General features: G+C 74.5%; 15 protein-coding genes. 10 read left to right on the plus strand and 5 right to left on the minus strand.

Annotated features, from left to right (window positions below):
• The first annotated feature begins 45 nt into the window (after window positions 1-45).
• The 7 genes from ACGF5T_RS01595 (at window position 46) to ACGF5T_RS01625 (ending at window position 5672) form a co-directional block, all read left to right on the plus strand.
• A complete protein-coding gene (locus ACGF5T_RS01595; RefSeq protein ID WP_356601991.1) occupies window positions 46-561 on the plus strand; it encodes a hypothetical protein in 516 nt (171 codons plus the stop codon).
• A gap of 87 nt (window positions 562-648) precedes the next feature.
• Entirely contained in the window at window positions 649-1263 is a 615-nt protein-coding gene (locus tag ACGF5T_RS01600) for a hypothetical protein (protein ID WP_356601993.1), read from the plus strand.
• A gap of 165 nt (window positions 1264-1428) precedes the next feature.
• The gene (locus ACGF5T_RS01605; RefSeq protein ID WP_356602963.1) at window positions 1429-1815 is read left to right on the plus strand and encodes a hypothetical protein; all 387 of its coding nucleotides are present in this window, start codon (window positions 1429-1431) and stop codon (window positions 1813-1815) included.
• A 190-nt stretch (window positions 1816-2005) separates the two neighbouring features.
• Window positions 2006-2623 carry an RNA polymerase sigma factor gene (locus ACGF5T_RS01610; protein WP_356601995.1) on the plus strand — a complete coding sequence of 206 codons (618 nt, stop codon included), beginning with the start codon at window positions 2006-2008 and terminating at the stop codon, window positions 2621-2623.
• Window positions 2620-3459: a hypothetical protein gene (locus ACGF5T_RS01615; RefSeq protein ID WP_366767232.1), complete on the plus strand. Its 840-nt coding sequence runs from the start codon at window positions 2620-2622 to the stop codon at window positions 3457-3459. The genes ACGF5T_RS01610 and ACGF5T_RS01615 overlap by 4 nt, the downstream gene beginning before the upstream one ends.
• Window positions 3460-3843: 384 nt before the next feature.
• Complete coding sequence (locus ACGF5T_RS01620) at window positions 3844-4506, plus strand: RNA polymerase sigma factor (protein WP_356601999.1); 663 nt, start codon at window positions 3844-3846, stop codon at window positions 4504-4506.
• A complete protein-coding gene (locus tag ACGF5T_RS01625; protein WP_361012570.1) occupies window positions 4506-5672 on the plus strand; it encodes a hypothetical protein in 1167 nt (388 codons plus the stop codon). Before ACGF5T_RS01620 ends, ACGF5T_RS01625 begins: the two co-directional genes overlap by 1 nt.
• 208 nt (window positions 5673-5880) lie before the next feature.
• Here ACGF5T_RS01625 and ACGF5T_RS01630 read toward each other — a convergent pair whose 3' ends face one another.
• A complete protein-coding gene (locus ACGF5T_RS01630; RefSeq protein ID WP_366767233.1) occupies window positions 5881-6726 on the minus strand; it encodes a L,D-transpeptidase family protein in 846 nt (281 codons plus the stop codon).
• A gap of 251 nt (window positions 6727-6977) precedes the next feature.
• Between ACGF5T_RS01630 and ACGF5T_RS01635 the strand changes: the two genes are divergently transcribed.
• Window positions 6978-8558: a methylmalonyl-CoA mutase family protein gene (locus ACGF5T_RS01635; protein WP_361012564.1), complete on the plus strand. Its 1581-nt coding sequence runs from the start codon at window positions 6978-6980 to the stop codon at window positions 8556-8558.
• A gap of 78 nt (window positions 8559-8636) precedes the next feature.
• A complete protein-coding gene (gene leuE, locus ACGF5T_RS01640) occupies window positions 8637-9290 on the plus strand; it encodes a leucine efflux protein LeuE (RefSeq protein WP_356602007.1) in 654 nt (217 codons plus the stop codon).
• Between the two features lie 89 nt (window positions 9291-9379).
• Here the strand turns inward: leuE and ACGF5T_RS01645 are convergent, their stop codons facing one another.
• Window positions 9380-10339, minus strand: coding sequence for a class I SAM-dependent methyltransferase (locus ACGF5T_RS01645; RefSeq protein WP_356602009.1), 960 nt, complete (start codon window positions 10337-10339; stop codon window positions 9380-9382).
• A gap of 221 nt (window positions 10340-10560) precedes the next feature.
• Window positions 10561-11481 carry a class I SAM-dependent methyltransferase gene (locus ACGF5T_RS01650; RefSeq protein WP_361012558.1) on the minus strand — a complete coding sequence of 307 codons (921 nt, stop codon included), beginning with the start codon at window positions 11479-11481 and terminating at the stop codon, window positions 10561-10563.
• A gap of 381 nt (window positions 11482-11862) precedes the next feature.
• Between ACGF5T_RS01650 and ACGF5T_RS01655 the strand changes: the two genes are divergently transcribed.
• A complete protein-coding gene (locus ACGF5T_RS01655; protein WP_366768662.1) occupies window positions 11863-12951 on the plus strand; it encodes an acyltransferase in 1089 nt (362 codons plus the stop codon).
• Between the two features lie 84 nt (window positions 12952-13035).
• Here ACGF5T_RS01655 and ACGF5T_RS01660 read toward each other — a convergent pair whose 3' ends face one another.
• Window positions 13036-14391 (minus strand): polysialyltransferase family glycosyltransferase, encoded by a 1356-nt coding sequence (locus tag ACGF5T_RS01660; RefSeq protein WP_356602015.1) that lies wholly within the window; start codon window positions 14389-14391, stop codon window positions 13036-13038.
• Between the two features lie 3 nt (window positions 14392-14394).
• On the minus strand, window positions 14395-15360 hold the full coding sequence (locus ACGF5T_RS01665; RefSeq protein ID WP_356602017.1) for a glycosyltransferase family 2 protein: 966 nt from the start codon (window positions 15358-15360) through the stop codon (window positions 14395-14397).
• Window positions 15361-15405: the final 45 nt, after the last annotated feature.

The raw sequence follows: 15405 nt of genomic DNA on the forward strand, positions 1-15405 counted from the left end.
GGTCTTTTCGGGCGAGCCGAACCGAGACGCCGGGGGGACCGGGACATGGGCTACTGGGGGTACTACGTCGTGGGCCGCGCCGAGCGGCCGCTCGCGGAGCTGGAGGCGCTGTCGGGCGCCGCGGGTATGACCCTGCGTCTGACGGCGCCGGACGGCTGGCAGGTGTGGGAGTTCCCGGGCGGCGACGGAGACGTCGGGAACATGAACGACCTGGCCGCGCAGACCGGCGCGCCCGCGCTGTTCGGGTACGTCATGGACAGCGACTGCGTGGTCGTGGAGGCCGCGGCGCCGGAGAGCGGGGCGTGGACGACCTGTCTGGCGCGGTCCGCGATGGCCGGGTACCTGGGCGCCGAGAAGAAGGGGCTCACGCTGGAGGACTACTTCCTGGAGCCCCGCGACGCCGCCGAGCGGGCCGTCGCCTGGGCCGCCGAGGCGGGGCGCACCGCGGATGCCGGGGAGTTGGCGGAGGTGCTGTCGGCGGACCCGGACCCGGCGACCGGTCCGGTGGCCGAAAACCTCTTCTTCCGCTTCCTCGACCGGCTGGGCGCCGTGCCCCTGTGACACTCCCGGCCCGTCGCACGCAGTAAGGGAAAGTGCGGGCTCCGTGCTGGTGGGCGGGCCGGAGCGGGAGCGACAGGGAGGCACCGGATGAGCCTGGTGGAACTGATCACGCGGGCCGACGCACGCGGACTCGCCGGGAGCGGACTGGCTTGTTTGGACCGTTGCGTTCCCTTGTTGGACGGCGACGACGAGGTCCTGAGACCGCTGTGGGCGGCCCTCGCCGAGACCGGCTCGGACGCCGGCGACGGCGACGGGGACGGCGACGGGGACGGGGACGGCTGGGCGCAGGGGCTGGCCCGGGTGCGCGAACGGCTCGCCGGCCCCGACGCCGCCGGCGAGGACGAGGCGGTGCTGCTGGTCCGCCGGATGCTGGCCGCCGCACCGGACACGTGCTCCGGCGCGCGGATACGGGTGTGGGCCGACGCCTGTTCGGTCGCCTCGCTCCGCGTGCACCGGCTCCTCGACCCCGTCGCGGAGCCCGGCGGCGGCCTCGGCCGGGAGAACTCCGCGGGCGGCCGTCCGCAGGACCGTACGGAGGGCCTCTCGCCGCTCGTCGCCGCCGAACTGCGCCGCCAGATCATCGTCCTCGAGGTGCTCGCCGGTCACGGCCCCGCCGGGCTGCGCCGGGCCGTGGAGGTCTCCACGGAGGGCCGCCGGGTGCTGCGCGCGGTGGTCTCCCGCCGGGCCCGCGGGCGGGGCTGACCCTCCGTCCGCCTGTGACCGTCGTGCGGGGAAGGCGCGGCGGCGGTGCGACGGACGTGGCGGACCTGGGGCGGTCCTGCGCCGGTTGCGGAACGGGCGGCGGACGTGTGTGACGAAACGCCGCCCGGCGGCGCTCTAGCCGATGTGACTACTGTGACCAGCGGATTGACGACCCAGCAGGAGAACCGGCCGTCGGCCGCCGCCAAGCCGGTGCGGTGGGCGGCGGACGCGGTGGCCACGATGCGCGAGGGCGCCCGGCTCCGCCTGGACTACTCGGCGCAGAGCCTGTGGCGGGTGGACCGGGTGATAGACGGCATCCGGCGCGAGGGACCGCCGTACGCCGCCGTGGAGACGGCACTGCGCGGACTCGGCGCCTACGCGGGCGAGGTGATCGTGCGCCGGAGCGGCGGCGAGTGGTGGGCCGCGGGCGGGGACCACTGGGTCCGCACCCCCGACGGCCGCCTGTGGGACCCGATCGACGAGGCCCGCCGCTGTTTCGCCGGCGACGGTTCGCTGCGGCTGCTGTGCCGGGACGCGACGGCGGACGGCTGACCGGGGCGACGGGCAGCCCGCGCCGATCCGACGTCCCGTCCCCCTCGGACCGGCGGGGCGAGGGGAACGGCCCGACCGCGTGCCGGTCCCGGCGCGTTTCCTGTGACACTTCCGTGCGCGCCCACGCTGATGACGGTGGGGGCGGGCTCACCCGAGCACGCGGAGGACTCGGTACGGACGAGGACGGTTCTTGGGCCAGCGAGGGGAAGCCCGCCGCGTTCAGGCGTACGACGGGGAACTGGGCGCGGCCGTCGCGCGGGCCCAGGAGGGTGACGAGGCCGCCTTCGCGGTCGCCTACCGGATCGTGCAGCCCGGCCTGCTGGGCTACCTGCGCGGACTCGTCGGCGACGACGCCGAGGACGTCGCCTCGGACGCCTGGCTGGAGATAGCCCGCGACCTGCGGCGCTTCCGGGGCGACGGCGCGGGCTTCCGGGGTTGGACGGCGACGATCGCCCGGCACCGGGCGCTGGACCACCTGCGGCGCCAGAAGGTGCGTCCCCGGCCGAGCGCGCTGGAGCAGGACGTGCTGGACCTGCCCGGCCCGCACTCCACGCCCGACCAGGCGCTGGAGACACTCTCCACGGAGGCCGCCCTGGCGCTGGTCTCCGGGCTGCCGCGCGACCAGGCCGAGGCCGTGCTCCTGCGGGTCGTCGTCGGCCTCGACGGGCCGTCCGCCGCCCGGGTGCTCGGCAAGCGTCCGGGCGCGGTGCGGACCGCGACGTACCGGGGGCTGAAGCGGCTGGCCCGGCAACTCGGCGCCGGCGGTGTGACGGACGAGGCGCCCAGGGCGCTGGGGGAGTCGACATGAGGGGCGCCCACGGCGGCGGCCCGGTGGACCGGGTGGGAACGGGGGCGGACATGGACGCACGGCACGGCGACGGCGGCGCCGACCGCGCCGTCCCCCGGACCGCCGCGCCCGCCACCCCGGGAACGGAGGGGCTGCTCGCCGCCGCCCTGCGGGACGAGCGTGTCGGAGCCGAGGGCGAGCGGCGCGCCGTGGCCGCCTTCCGGGCGGCCCTCGACGCCCGGCCGGGGCGGGCCCCGCGCACCCGTCGGCGGGACGACTGGCGTCCCCGGGAGCGGTGCCGCGCACGGCGTTCGTCGAGGGCCGTGCTCTCGATGCTGCTGGCGAGCCTCACCCTGGGAGGCGTCGCCTACGCGGCCATCGGCGGGAACGGTCCCCAGCCGGGCGCCGCCGGGCCGGACCGCGTCCGCCCCACCGCCGGCCCGGACGGCACCGCGGAGCGGCGCACCGCCGACCCGCTCCCCGTCGTGCCGCTGCCCACCCCCACCGCACCCCGTACCCCCGCGCCGCCCGGCACCGGGGCCGCCACCGCCCCGGACACCGAGGCGGGCTGCCGTGCCCACCAGCGGCCGCGGGAACGCGGCAGGGCGCCGGGCGCCGAGGTCCAGCAGCGGCTCGCCGGGGTCACAGGCGGTGAGGAGGGCGGCGTGGCCCACTGCGCCGGCCGGGGCAGTGGGCAGTCCACGCCGAGCGCCGCGAGCGGCCCGACCGCACCGGGCCGGACGGGCGCCGCCACCGGAGCGGGGCGGGCGCAGGGCAGGACCGACGGTGGTGGCAAGGGGGCCGGGGCCGACGGGAGGACACGGCGGGCGGACCGGGCGGCGGGCGCCGGCGACTAGGACCTGCCCGGCGGTCCCCGGCCCCGCGCGGGCGGCGGGCACGGCGGCCAAGGCAACGGCCGGGGCCGCCACCCCCCACAGGAGAGGCCCCGGCCGTCGCGCGGCACGGGCCGCGCGGCGGCCCGTACTCCCTACAGCGCCGCGACTGCGTTTTCTGTCACACCTTCTCGCGTCACGGCTTAGTTGCATCTTGTACGGCAAGGCGAGGAGGACATGGACGAGGAACGGTTTCTAGACGTAACGTGCCATTCGCGCCGATGAGCGGGGGACTGTCTCCCGCACCCGACCAGCGGTGGACCACCGCGACCACACTCCTTGAGGAACCACGACGGCGAGTACCCGGTCCGCGAGAGCGGCGCCGGCTGAGGCGCAAAGAGAGGCTCGGTGCTGGGGGACGACGCGGAGCTGACCGCCGCGGTACGTGCGGCCCAGGGCGGGGACGAGACCGCGTTCCGGACCGTGTACCGCGCGGTGCAACCGCGCCTGCTGGGATACGTGCGGACGCTGGTCGGCGATCCGGACGCCGAGGACGTGGCCTCCGAGGCCTGGCTGCAGATCGCCCGCGACCTGGAACGGTTCGACGGCGACGCCGACCGGTTCCGCGGCTGGGCCGCCCGCATCGCCCGCAACCGCGCGCTGGACCACATCCGGATGCGTGGACGCCGGCCCGCGGTCGGCGGCGACGAGACGGAACTGACCGGCAGGCCCGCCGAGTCCGACACCGCGGGCGAGGCCATCGAGGCCCTGGCCACCGACAGCACCCTCTCCCTCATCGCCCGGCTGCCCCAGGACCAGGCCGAGGCCGTGGTGCTGCGCGTGGTGGTGGGCCTCGACGCGAAGAGCGCCGCCGAGACGCTGGGCAAGCGGCCGGGCGCCGTCCGCACGGCCGCGCACCGCGGTCTGCGGCGTCTGGCCGAACTGCTCGGCGGCGATCCGGAATCGGGCGGCGGGCTCGACGCGCTGCCGCCCCAGCGAGAACCGCGCGGCCCCGCGGTGACGTCCGCGAGTGTGACGCATACGCGTGCGCGGACGCAGAAGGACATGTGATGGCCGACGAGCAGGACAGGTGGCTGGACCGCGCGACGGCGGAGATCCTGCTGCGCGGAGAGTCACCGGAGGCTGTCGATCCCGCGGTCCGCGACCGGGCCGCACGACTCGCCGAGGTGCTCGGCGCACTGGCCGCCCCGCCCGCGCCGACCAGCGGTGAACTCCCCGGCGAGGCCGCCGCGCTGGCCGCCTTCCGCACGGCGCGCGCCGAGCGGGCCGACGTGCCCGAGGGAACGCCGGCCCACCCGGGGCGGGACACCTCGGCGGCGCCCTCCGATGCCGGGCTGGTCCGCATCGGTCCCCGCGGGGACGGTGCCGGGCGCGCCCGGTGGAGCCGCCCGCTGCGCCTCGGTCTGGCCGCCGCGCTGACCGTCGGCATGGTCGGCGGGGTGGCGGTGGCGGCCGGAACCGGAGTTCTGACGACGCCCTTCGAGGGCTCCGGACCCGACCCCGCCGCGACCGTGTCGGCCGCCACGTCCTCCGACGGCCCGCCCGCCTCGCCCTCACCGCTGGACGGGGTGCAGGGCGGCGCCGGGCCGGGCCGGGACGGCGCCGAGGGCGGCGGCAGGGCCGGGGACCGCGACACCGGCTCCGACGAGCGGGCGGCGGCGGGCGCCGGCGACGGACGGCCGGACCTGACCGCGGCCTGCCGCGAGGTGAGGGCCGGCGAGCAGCCGGAGGGTGCGCGCGGGCGCGCGCTGAAGGAGGCGGCCGGGGGCGCGTCGCGCGTCGCCCCGTACTGCCGGAGCCTCCTGGCCCAGGCCGGCACGAGCGCCCGGGACCGCGACGGCGCGAGGGACGCCAAGGAGAACGGCCGGGCCCGGGAGGTGACCCGGGAACAGGACCCGTCGCGGAACGGCAAGGGCGGCAAGGGCGACAAGGGCGGTAAGGACGGCAAGAGCGACAAGGGGAGCAAGAGCACCAAGAGCACCAAGAGCACCAAGAGCACGAAGGGCGACAGGGGCGGCAAGGACTCCAGGGATTCCCGAGAGGGCGGGGGTGGAGGGAGGGGCGGCGGCAAGGACGATGACGACGACCGCCACCGCCCGCTCCCGCCCGCAGGCCACCGGTACGACCCGCACGCCCCCTCGGCCTTCGCGCCCTCGCCGCAGCAGCGGCCGGCCCTCCCGGCGCATGCCGTGCTCGCTCTCGCGGAACCGGCCTGACCTGCGCTTTCGCAGAGGCGCCGACCATTTCTCGCCGAGGGTGTGACACTTTCGGCCGCCCTGGCGCAGTAATGAGTGAGCCGACTGGTCATCGGCTTCCGCACCGAGCCGGGGTTCCCCCCGTACCTACGGCTCGTGCACCTCGGCGCGGGCGGGACACGTTCCCCCGGTCCCGTCCGCGCCCCATCCCCTCCGGTTCCGCCCCGCCTCAGCGGTACACGACGACCTTGTCGCCGTCGCGCACCTGGGCGTAGAGGTCCGCGATCGCCGCCTCGTCCCGCACGTTGACGCAGCCGTGCGAGGCGCCGGCGTAGCCGTAGGCGGCGAAGTCCTCGGAGTAGTGGACGGCCTGGCCGCCGCTGAAGAACATCGCGTACGGCATGGCCGAGTCGTAGAGCGTCGAGACATGGTGGCGGGACTTCCAGTAGACGTGGAACACCCCCTCCCGGGTCGGCGTGTACTGCGAGCCGAAGCGCACCGCCAGCGTCGACAGGGTCCGTCCGTCGACCATCCAGCGCAGTGTCCGGCTCGACTTGCTGACGCACAGGACCCGGCCGGTCAGACAGCGCGGGTCGGGCGCGGCGGCCGGCTGCCCGCCCATCAGGTACAGCTCCCACCGGCCCGGCTCGCGCGTCATCCTGAGCAGCCGCTGCCAGGTGACGTCGTCGGTCCGCCCGGTCCGGGGCAGCCCGCGCTTGCCCTGGAAGCCGCTCACCGCGCGCTCGGTCAGGTCGTCGTACGTGCCGGTCGGACCGTCCACGAGCCACTCCACCTGACGCAGCCGCGCCTGGAGTTCGCGCACGTCCCGGCCGGTGTCGCCGCGCTTCCACAGCACCCGGGGCGGGGTGCGCACGGGCGGCGCACCGGACGGTTCGCCGGTCCCCGGCGCGTCCTCGGACGGTGCGCCGGTGACGTCGATGCGCACCGGAGAACGCCCCTTGCCGTCGGCGCCGGTGCCCTGCACGGTGCAGCCGCCCGCCACCAGTACGGCTCCCAGCGCCGCGGCGACCGCCCGCCCGGCACCCCCCGCGCTCCCCCTGCCCGTCCCGCGCATCGCGCCCCCCGTCGTCGCACCGCCTCGCCCGGACGTCCCCTGGGATGTTCCCCCCGAATCACGTGCCGCGAACGGCGCGGCACCGTTGTGACCGGGACCGTAGGAGGGCTGTGAGCAAGGTCCCAGCGTGTGGCTCTCCACCGGGTGCACGCACGCCGATACAGTCCGTCGAGGGATCGGCCTGTACTGGCGAGTAACTGACGGGTAGTTCGAGCACCTTCGAACATGTGCTCAGCGGGAGGCATCACACCATGGCGCGCGAGACCGAGTCCGGACTGCCCATCGAACCGGTCTACGGGCCCGACACCCAGGCGGACTGGAACCCGGCCGAGAAGCTCGGTGAGCCGGGGCAGTACCCGTTCACCCGGGGTGTGTACCCGTCGATGTACACCGGCCGGCCGTGGACGATGCGCCAGTACGCCGGATTCGGCACGGCGACGGAGTCCAACGCCCGCTACAAGCAGCTCATCGCCAACGGCACCATGGGCCTGTCGGTCGCCTTCGACCTCCCCACCCAGATGGGCCACGACTCCGACGCGCCGATCGCGAGCGGCGAGGTCGGCAAGGTGGGCGTGGCGATCGACTCGATCGACGACATGCGGGTGCTGTTCGGCGGGATCCCGCTGGACCAGGTCTCCACCTCGATGACGATCAACGCCCCCGCCGCCCTGCTGCTCCTGCTCTACCAACTCGTCGCCGAGGAGCAGGGGGTCGGCGCCGACCAGCTCACCGGCACCATCCAGAACGACGTGCTGAAGGAGTACATCGCGCGCGGGACGTACATCTTCCCGCCCAAGCCCTCCCTGCGGCTGATCGCGGACATCTTCAAGTACTGCCGGGCCGAGATCCCGAAGTGGAACACCATCTCCATCTCCGGCTACCACATGGCCGAGGCGGGGGCCTCGCCCGCGCAGGAGATCGCCTTCACCCTCGCGGACGGCGTCGAGTACGTGCGCACCGCGGTCGCGGCCGGCATGGACGTCGACGACTTCGCGCCGCGCCTGTCCTTCTTCTTCGTGGCCCGCACGACGATCCTGGAGGAGGTCGCCAAGTTCCGCGCGGCCCGCCGGATCTGGGCGCGGGTCATGCGCGAGGAGTTCGGCGCGAAGAACCCCAAGTCGCTGATGCTGCGCTTCCACACGCAGACGGCGGGGGTGCAGCTGACCGCCCAGCAGCCCGAGGTCAACCTGGTCCGCGTCGCCGTGCAGGGCCTCGGCGCGGTGCTCGGCGGCACGCAGTCCCTGCACACCAACTCCTTCGACGAGGCCATCGCGCTGCCGACCGACAAGTCCGCGCGCCTCGCCCTGCGCACCCAGCAGGTGCTCGCCTACGAGACGGACGTGACGGCGACCGTCGACCCCTTCGCCGGGTCCTACGTCGTCGAGAAGATGACCGACGACGTCGAGGCGGCGGCGCTCGACCTGATGCGGAAGGTCGAGGACCTCGGCGGCGCGGTCAGCGCCATCGAGCACGGCTTCCAGAAGAGCGAGATCGAGCGCAGCGCCTACCGCATCGCCCAGGAGACCGACTCGGGCGAGCGGGTCGTGGTCGGCGTCAACCGCTTCCAGCTCGACGAGGAGGAGCCGTACGAGCCGCTCCGCGTCGACCCGGCCATCGAGGCCCAGCAGGCCGCCCGCCTCGCCGCGCTCCGCGCGGAGCGCGACCAGCGGGCGGTGGACACCGCGCTCGCGGCGCTGAAGAAGGCCGCCGAGGGCGAGGACAACGTCCTGTACCCGATGAAGGACGCGCTGCGGGCGCGGGCGACGGTGGGTGAGGTGTGCAACGCGCTGCGGGAGGTCTGGGGGACGTACGTGCCCTCCGACGCCTTCTGATCCCGGGCGCTCCCGGCCTCCTTCTCGACGTCTGGAACACCCGCGCGGAGTGTCGTACCGCCGTGCGACACTCCCTCCATGTTCGGCGTCATCGATCTCCCCACCTATCTCGCGGGCCTCGCTCTGATCATCCTGCTCCCCGGCCCCAACTCGCTCTACGTCCTGTCCGTGGCCGCCCGCCGCGGCGTGCGCTCCGGGTACACGGCCGCCGCCGGGGTCTGGTGCGGGGACATGGTGCTGATGACCCTGTCGGCCGCCGGGGTCGCCTCCCTGCTGCAGGCCAACGCCCTGCTGTTCGGGATCGTGAAGTACATCGGCGCCGGATACCTGACGTGGCTGGCGATCGGGATGATGCGGGCCGCCTGGGCGATGTGGCGGACGCGGCGGGAGCAGACCCCGCAGGGCGCCGGCACCGAGTCCGCGGCCGACGCCGAGCGGCCGTTCCGCCGCGCCCTGGTCGTCAGTCTCGTCAACCCGAAGGCGATCCTGTTCTTCGTCGCCTTCTTCGTGCAGTTCGTCGACCCGGGCTACGCCTACCCCGCCCTCTCCTTCGTCGTCCTCGGCGTCTTCGCCCAGCTCGCGAGCTTCCTGTACCTCAGTGCCCTGATCTTCGGCGGCACCCGGCTGGCCGCGGCCTTCCGCCGCCGCAAGCGGCTGTCGGCGGGGGCCACCTCGGCGGCGGGCGCGTTGTTCCTCGGCTTCGCGGTGAAGCTGTCGGTGGCGAGCGCGTAGCTCCGCACGGACCACGACCGACCACGACCGGCCCTTCGAGGAAGGGCCGGTCGTGGTCGGTCGTGGTGCATCGCGGGACTCGGGGCGGCCTACGGCCTCCGTGCCGTCCCGCCCGTCCTCGCGCGCCGCGCCGCCCGGTACCGGCGCACCGCCCGGGTGACGACCGGGGGCAGCAGGTCCAGCGCGAGCCGGCGGGCGCGGGGCCTCGCCGGGCGGACCGCCGGACGGGCCTGTGCCGCCTTGCCCGGCAGGGCGTCCGCTCGCCGCGCCGGTGCACCGGGCGCCGGGTGCCGGGAGGCCGGCAACGAGGGCGGCTGCATCCGCTTGCCCTTGGCGCGGGCCCGCACCAGCCGGTGCCCGGCGGCCTGCTCCACGGTCACGGCGACGTCGTCGCGTCCACGCAGCGCGGCGAGCAGCTCCTCCTGGACGGGTTCCGGATCGCCCCAGGTGGCGTAGAGCTTCTGGCTGCTCAGGCAGACGGGACGCAGCCCCCGGTTGAGCACGGCCTCCCAGGCGGCGACGGCGACCCCCGGGGTGTGCTCGCTGCGGAAGTCGTCGAGGACGACGATGCCGTCCGGCAGCAGCAGCCGGCGGGCCGCGCCGATGTCGCCGTGGACGTGCTCGTACAGGTGCGAGGCGTCGATGTGGGCGAAGCGGCAGGTGCCGGGCCCGACCTCGTCGGTGATCGTGGAGCTGACGTCCTGGACGATCCTGGGCAGGGTGTCGTGGAAGGAGAGGTAGTTCCGCTCGAAGGCCCGCCGGGTGAGCGTGGAGTACGACTGCGCCGCCTCCGCCCGGTTGGCCGCGTCCGGCGGCTCCGTCTCGAACAGGTCGCAGACCGTGAGCGTTTCGCCGTCCCGCAGATGGTGGCCCAGCAGGATCGCGCTCTTGCCCAGGTAGGCGCCCAGTTCGAGCAGGTCGCCGCGGGTGCCCCGCCGCTCCTGACGCTCCAGGAACCAGGAGAACAGCACCTGGTCGAGCGGCCAGAACCAGCCGGGGACGTCGTTCAGGTCGCCGGGGTACGTGTGCGTCTCTTGCGCAGTGGCCATGCAGGGAGGATGCCTCCTCGCCGGCCGAAAAGAGGTCGGCGCGCGCGATCTGGTGTGAGGAAAATCGCACGAATCGCCCAACGTGCTCGCCTCGGCACCTTCCGCGACCGGGACGCCCAGGTCGCCCGGGTCGCCCAGGGGGCGCGCAATCTGCCCTGGGCGCCCCCGGCGTGCGGCGGATCGCGCGTGTCCGCGTCGGGGCGCGTCCCCGACGCGCCGGCTCAGGCCGCCCGCAGGTACGCCGAGTGGGCCGCCTTGCCCAGGTAGGTGAGGCGCGTGGCGTCCTTCAGGTGCTCGTCCAGGGCCTCCTTGATGCCAGGCCAGTTGGGGTCGCCGTAGTCGTCGAGGACGACGATCGCGCCCGGCGCGGCGATCTCCTCGGCCCACTGGAGGTCCCGGCGGACGCCCTTGGCCGAGTGGTCGCCGTCGACGACGATGACGCCGTACGCCCGGTCGGAGACCGCCTCCCGGGTCTCCGGGTCCTCCGAGAAGCCCTGCCGGATGCGGGCCGCCGCGCCCGCCGGGCCGGCCAGGGCGAGGTTGGTGCGCACCGCGTGCTCGTCGACCGGGGTGCCCGTCGGGTCCGGGCGCGGGTTGGTGCCCGGCTGGAGCTGCACGCCGGCGAAGGGGTCGACGATGGTCAGGCTCGGGCTGCGGCCGTCGCGCTCCAGCATCCGGATCAGGCCGGTGGAGAACATGCCGTACAGCGTGCCTATCTCCAGGATCTCGTCGTTCGGCGGGCCGAGCAGCGGGATCGTGCCGAGCTTGCCGCAGATGTTCATGGTGCCGCCCGCGACCCGGCCCACGCCCAGCGACTCCAGCGCCACCAGCAGCCGGTAGGCGGTGGCGACGTTGCGCTCCGCCGCGTCGCGGTCGCCGGACAGGGCCGCGACCTCGGCGTGCAGGCGCTTGAGCGGGCCCTCGGCCACCACACGGGACAGGCCGCGTCCATGGGAGCCGAGGAGCAGCTCCGAGGTGAGCCGGTGGGTGGTGGACTCGCGCACCGCCTCCCGCACCGCCTCCCGCACCCCCTCCCGCACCGCCGAGCGGACCTGACGCTGGACGCGCTGGTCGATGAGGTCGGCCACGGGACGCAGCAGACGCCGGGAGACCGGACTGCGGAGCAGGGAACGGCTGTTCATGGGCAACGACCTCGATCCGTCACGGAGGTGAACGTGTGGGTACCTGGAACGCCTGTGGGGTGGACGGGGCCAGACTAGGGAGGGCCCGGGACGGAAACCGAGCCGTCCGAACGGGCCACCGGGGGAACTCTTGCGGAACGCCGGATGACGCGGCGGTGGCGGCACCCGGCGTTCACCGGAAGGTCACGCGCGCGTGGCCGATGTTCATCCCGGACAGGTTCCCGGTGCTCGCCGCGCCCTCGTAGCCTGCACCGATGTGCGCCGCGCGGCGCCGCCACCGGGAGTGCGCGCGGCGCCGGCACCCCACCCCTCCCGGGCCCGGCCGGAAACGGCGGGCCCGCGCGTCCTGTCCGGGAGTGAACACCCATCGCCGCCGAGCCCATGACCGCCGCCGAGCCCCAGCGCGGCCCCGCACCCGAAGGGGCCCCGGCGGCCCCGCGCCCCCGGGGCGAGCACCGCCACGACATCGACCTCGTCCGGGTCCTCGCCTCGGTCGGGGTCATCGTCTGCCACGCCGCGGGTGAACTCATGAAGTCCGTGGACCGCACCCCCTCGGGAGGCGGCCCCGTGTACTGGACCGCGCTCGTCGGGGACGCCCTGAGCCGGTGCGCCGTGCCGCTGTTCTTCGCGATCGCCGGCTGGGTCGTGCTGAGCGGGGCCCCGCCCCGGGACGGCGGACAGGTCCGCAGGCGGCTGACCCGCATCGTCGTGCCGATGGCCGTGTGGACCGCCGGCTACCTGCTGTGGGACTGGGTTCGGGACGCCGAATCCGAGCCCACGCGGGACCTCGCCCGGGACGCGCTGTTCGCCTCGGTACGCCCCGCCTTCCACCTCTGGTACCTGTACGCCTACGTCCCGGTCGTCCTGCTGCTCTCGGTCGTCCTGCTGATCCGGGCCGGAAAGCGGCCCTGGGGCGCGGGCGCCGTCCTGCTCGGGCTGGCGCTCGCCCCGACCCTCCTCGGCGACCTGGCACGCCTCCTCGACGTCGAACGCCCGCCCTTCGCCTGGCAGTTCGGCGTCTACCAGATCGTGTACGCGGTCGCCGGCGCCCTACTGCTGTCCCTGCCGGGTGCCGCGGTCGCCGGACGGGGCAGGCGCCTGCTGTGGCTGGCCGGCGGGCTGTGCGCCTGGGGTGCGGTGGCCGTGTACGAGCACCGGGTGCACTTCCCCGGCCCGTACGGCTCCGTCGTCGTGGCCCTGCTCGCGGGGACCCTGCTGATGGCCCTCAACCGGATCAGGGTGCCGGAGCGGCTGCGCCCGCTGCTGGGCCGGCTGGCCGGGGTCTCCTTCGGCGCCTACCTGGTCCACCTGCTGTTCCTGGAGGCTCTCGCCCCGCGCGTGGTGTCGGCGGACGCCGGCTGGCCGGGTGCCGTCGGCGCGCTCGCGGGGCTGACGGTGGCCACGGTGGTGCTGTCCTTCGCCGCCGCCCTGCTGTGGACGCGGCTGCGGCTGGGCCGCTGGCTGGGTTGAGCCCGGAGGGAAACGCCGGAGCCCCCCTTCCGCCGTGCGGCGGAAGGGGGGCTCCGTTGCCGTCGGCCGCGGCCCGCGCCCGGGTCACTTCCTCCCGGCGCCGCGCCGCACCGCCCTGCGCACCACGCGCCGGGCTCGCCGCACCTGGAGCTTCGCGCGCAGCTGCGGGCGGCTGCCGGGCAGGCCCAGCTCGGTGAGGCGCAGCTCCGGGAAGTAGTAGCCGGGGACGCCCGCCAGGTTGGCCCGCAGCCAGGCCTCCGTCGGCTCGCGCAGCTCGGCGTACGTCTTGGGCTGCATGCAGAACCCGATCGCCCGCACCAGCGGCGACAGCGACGCGGGGGCCGCCTCCACCCGCGCCGGGGCCCGACCGGTCTCGAGGTCGGGCACCAGGTGGTCGACGACGGCCAGCGGCACGCGGTTGCTGTTGGGGTACGGCTTGAGCCGCTCCGTCACCAGCGCGGTCCCCACCCGGGCGATGGGGACGTCGTAGTAGGCCGAGGCGGTCACCATCGCCGTGGAGAAGCAGCCGACGACCAGTTCGGGGGCGCAGTGGTGGTACAGCGTCTCGGCCAGCAGGGGAGCGTCCAGCACGGTGAGCCGGACGCCCGCGTCCGCCGCCGCCTTGCTCAGCGCCGTCGTGTAGCCCGCGGGAGCCGTCGGGTGCGGCTTGAAGACCACGGACCGGTGTCCGGCGCGCGCGGCTCCGGTGAGCATGCGGACGTGGAGGTCCTCCTCCTCCTGCGCACTGAGGATGTTGATGGCCGCGAGGTACTGCCCGAGCAGCACCGCCGTCGGGCGCTGGGCCACCACGGGCGCCAGCCGGGGGTCGTCGGCCGCGTCCCGGGAGATCTCGTCGAGCACCGCGCGGAACGCCGCGTCCGGGACTACCTCGGGCGCCACACCGAACTCGGAGAGCAGCAGCGGCGTCAGACCCGGGATCAGGTCGAGGTGGAGCAGCCGCCGGATGCGGCGCGCGAGGGTCAGCGGCAGCTTCTCGCGGGTCGGGCCGTAGCTCATCAGGCCGTCGGCGTACACGTGCAGGGCGGCCTCGGAGAAGATCGCCGCCAGCGCGCGGGCCGGGTTGACCTGGATCGACTCGACGGCCAGCTCGACCGGCTCCCGCTCGCCGATGCCCCAGGCCAGCCGGAACGCCTTCTGCCACAGCGACACGTCGTTGCCGCGCGGGCCCCAGGCGCTCGGGTGGTGCGGGCGGATCGCCTCGTTCCAGCTGATCACCGAGTCGAAGCGACGGGATATCCGCTCGTAGCCGTGCATCTCGTCGAGCCGCAGCGCGGTCTCGGGTATCGCGGCGTTGTTGGACACCAGCAGGACACGCCGGGCTTCGCCGCGCGGCCCGAACAGGCCCGCGTCGAGCGCCGCGGCGAGGGTGGCCGCCCCGTACAGGGTCGACACCTGGAAGATCTGGGTCTTGTGGGGCATGGGTCAGGCAGCCTTCCGGCCGTCGCGCAGGCGGCTGAGCAACCTGCTCCGAGTGCTGTCGATGGTCCTGAGGGTCTCCTCCAGCACGTGCTGGGGCATGCGGTGCAGCGCCTCCCGCGCCTCGTGCCGCAGCCGCCGCGCCGCCGACGCCTCGTACTCGTCCACCTTGCCGAGGTGGAAGGCGATCATGGCGCAGTACGTCCGTACCGCCTTGGGGAGGAAACGTTCGGCCTCCGGGTCCCGCAGCAGGTCCTGAAGGAGCATGTCGTAGGCCGGGATGAAGTCCAGCTGGCGGGAGTCCTTGATCTGGGTGAGCGAGGTCGCCACGCCCCGCCGGTAGAACACCCCGTGCAGGCCGACCGAGGCGTACGAGGCCGCCTTCAGGTGCAGCCGCCAGATCCACAACCGGTCCTCGGCGGTGCGCAGTTCGGTCGCGAAACGCATCCCGCCGTCGTCGAAGAGGTGCCGGCGGTAGATCCCCGCCCAGACGAAGGGATAGTCGACCATCGTCTCCATGTGGGGCGGCGCTATGCCCTCGCGCGGGTCCATCACGGTGTTGCGCAGGGCGGCCGGGGGCCGCCGGATCACCCGCTCGGTGCCGGTGGCCTGGACGTGGTCGGTGCGGGCGAAGTCGCAGCCCAGCTCGTCGGCGAAGGACACCAGTTCGGCGAGGTAGCCCGGTCCGTACCAGTCGTCGCCGTCGAGGAACGTGACGTACTCGCCCCGGGCCGCGTCGATGCCGCTGTTGCGGGCCTGGGCGATGCCCATGTTCTTCTCGTGCCGGATCACGCGCGCGGTGGGACGTTTCTCCGCCCAGCGGTCGATCGCCCATGGCGTGGAATCCGTGGAGCAGTCGTCGACGAGCAGGAACTCGAAGTCCGGGTCCGCGTTGTTGGCCAGGCTTCTCAGAGTGCTCTCGGCGAAGGCTTCCACATTGTGCATGGGGACGACGACGGACAGTTTCGGCACGCGGGCCTCTCACGCTCGAAGGTTGGAGAGAAAATCGGAGATTGG

This window comes from Streptomyces sp. NPDC047853, assembly GCF_043204535.1.
Taxonomy (GTDB): domain Bacteria; phylum Actinomycetota; class Actinomycetes; order Streptomycetales; family Streptomycetaceae; genus Streptomyces.

What these genes read in the sequence shown, in the direction of transcription:
- ACGF5T_RS01630 (WP_366767233.1), bottom strand. Translation starts at nt 6,726, where the DNA reads ATGCGCGGGACGGGCAGGGGGAGCGCGGGGGGTGCCGGGCGGGCGGTC.
- ACGF5T_RS01600 (WP_356601993.1), top strand. Translation starts at nt 649, where the DNA reads ATGAGCCTGGTGGAACTGATCACGCGGGCCGACGCACGCGGACTCGCC.
- ACGF5T_RS01650 (WP_361012558.1), bottom strand. Translation starts at nt 11,481, where the DNA reads ATGAACAGCCGTTCCCTGCTCCGCAGTCCGGTCTCCCGGCGTCTGCTG.
- ACGF5T_RS01660 (WP_356602015.1), bottom strand. Translation starts at nt 14,391, where the DNA reads ATGCCCCACAAGACCCAGATCTTCCAGGTGTCGACCCTGTACGGGGCG.
- ACGF5T_RS01645 (WP_356602009.1), bottom strand. Translation starts at nt 10,339, where the DNA reads ATGGCCACTGCGCAAGAGACGCACACGTACCCCGGCGACCTGAACGAC.
- ACGF5T_RS01655 (WP_366768662.1), top strand. Translation starts at nt 11,863, where the DNA reads ATGACCGCCGCCGAGCCCCAGCGCGGCCCCGCACCCGAAGGGGCCCCG.
- leuE (WP_356602007.1), top strand. Translation starts at nt 8,637, where the DNA reads ATGTTCGGCGTCATCGATCTCCCCACCTATCTCGCGGGCCTCGCTCTG.
- ACGF5T_RS01595 (WP_356601991.1), top strand. Translation starts at nt 46, where the DNA reads ATGGGCTACTGGGGGTACTACGTCGTGGGCCGCGCCGAGCGGCCGCTC.
- ACGF5T_RS01615 (WP_366767232.1), top strand. Translation starts at nt 2,620, where the DNA reads ATGAGGGGCGCCCACGGCGGCGGCCCGGTGGACCGGGTGGGAACGGGG.
- ACGF5T_RS01625 (WP_361012570.1), top strand. Translation starts at nt 4,506, where the DNA reads ATGGCCGACGAGCAGGACAGGTGGCTGGACCGCGCGACGGCGGAGATC.
- ACGF5T_RS01635 (WP_361012564.1), top strand. Translation starts at nt 6,978, where the DNA reads ATGGCGCGCGAGACCGAGTCCGGACTGCCCATCGAACCGGTCTACGGG.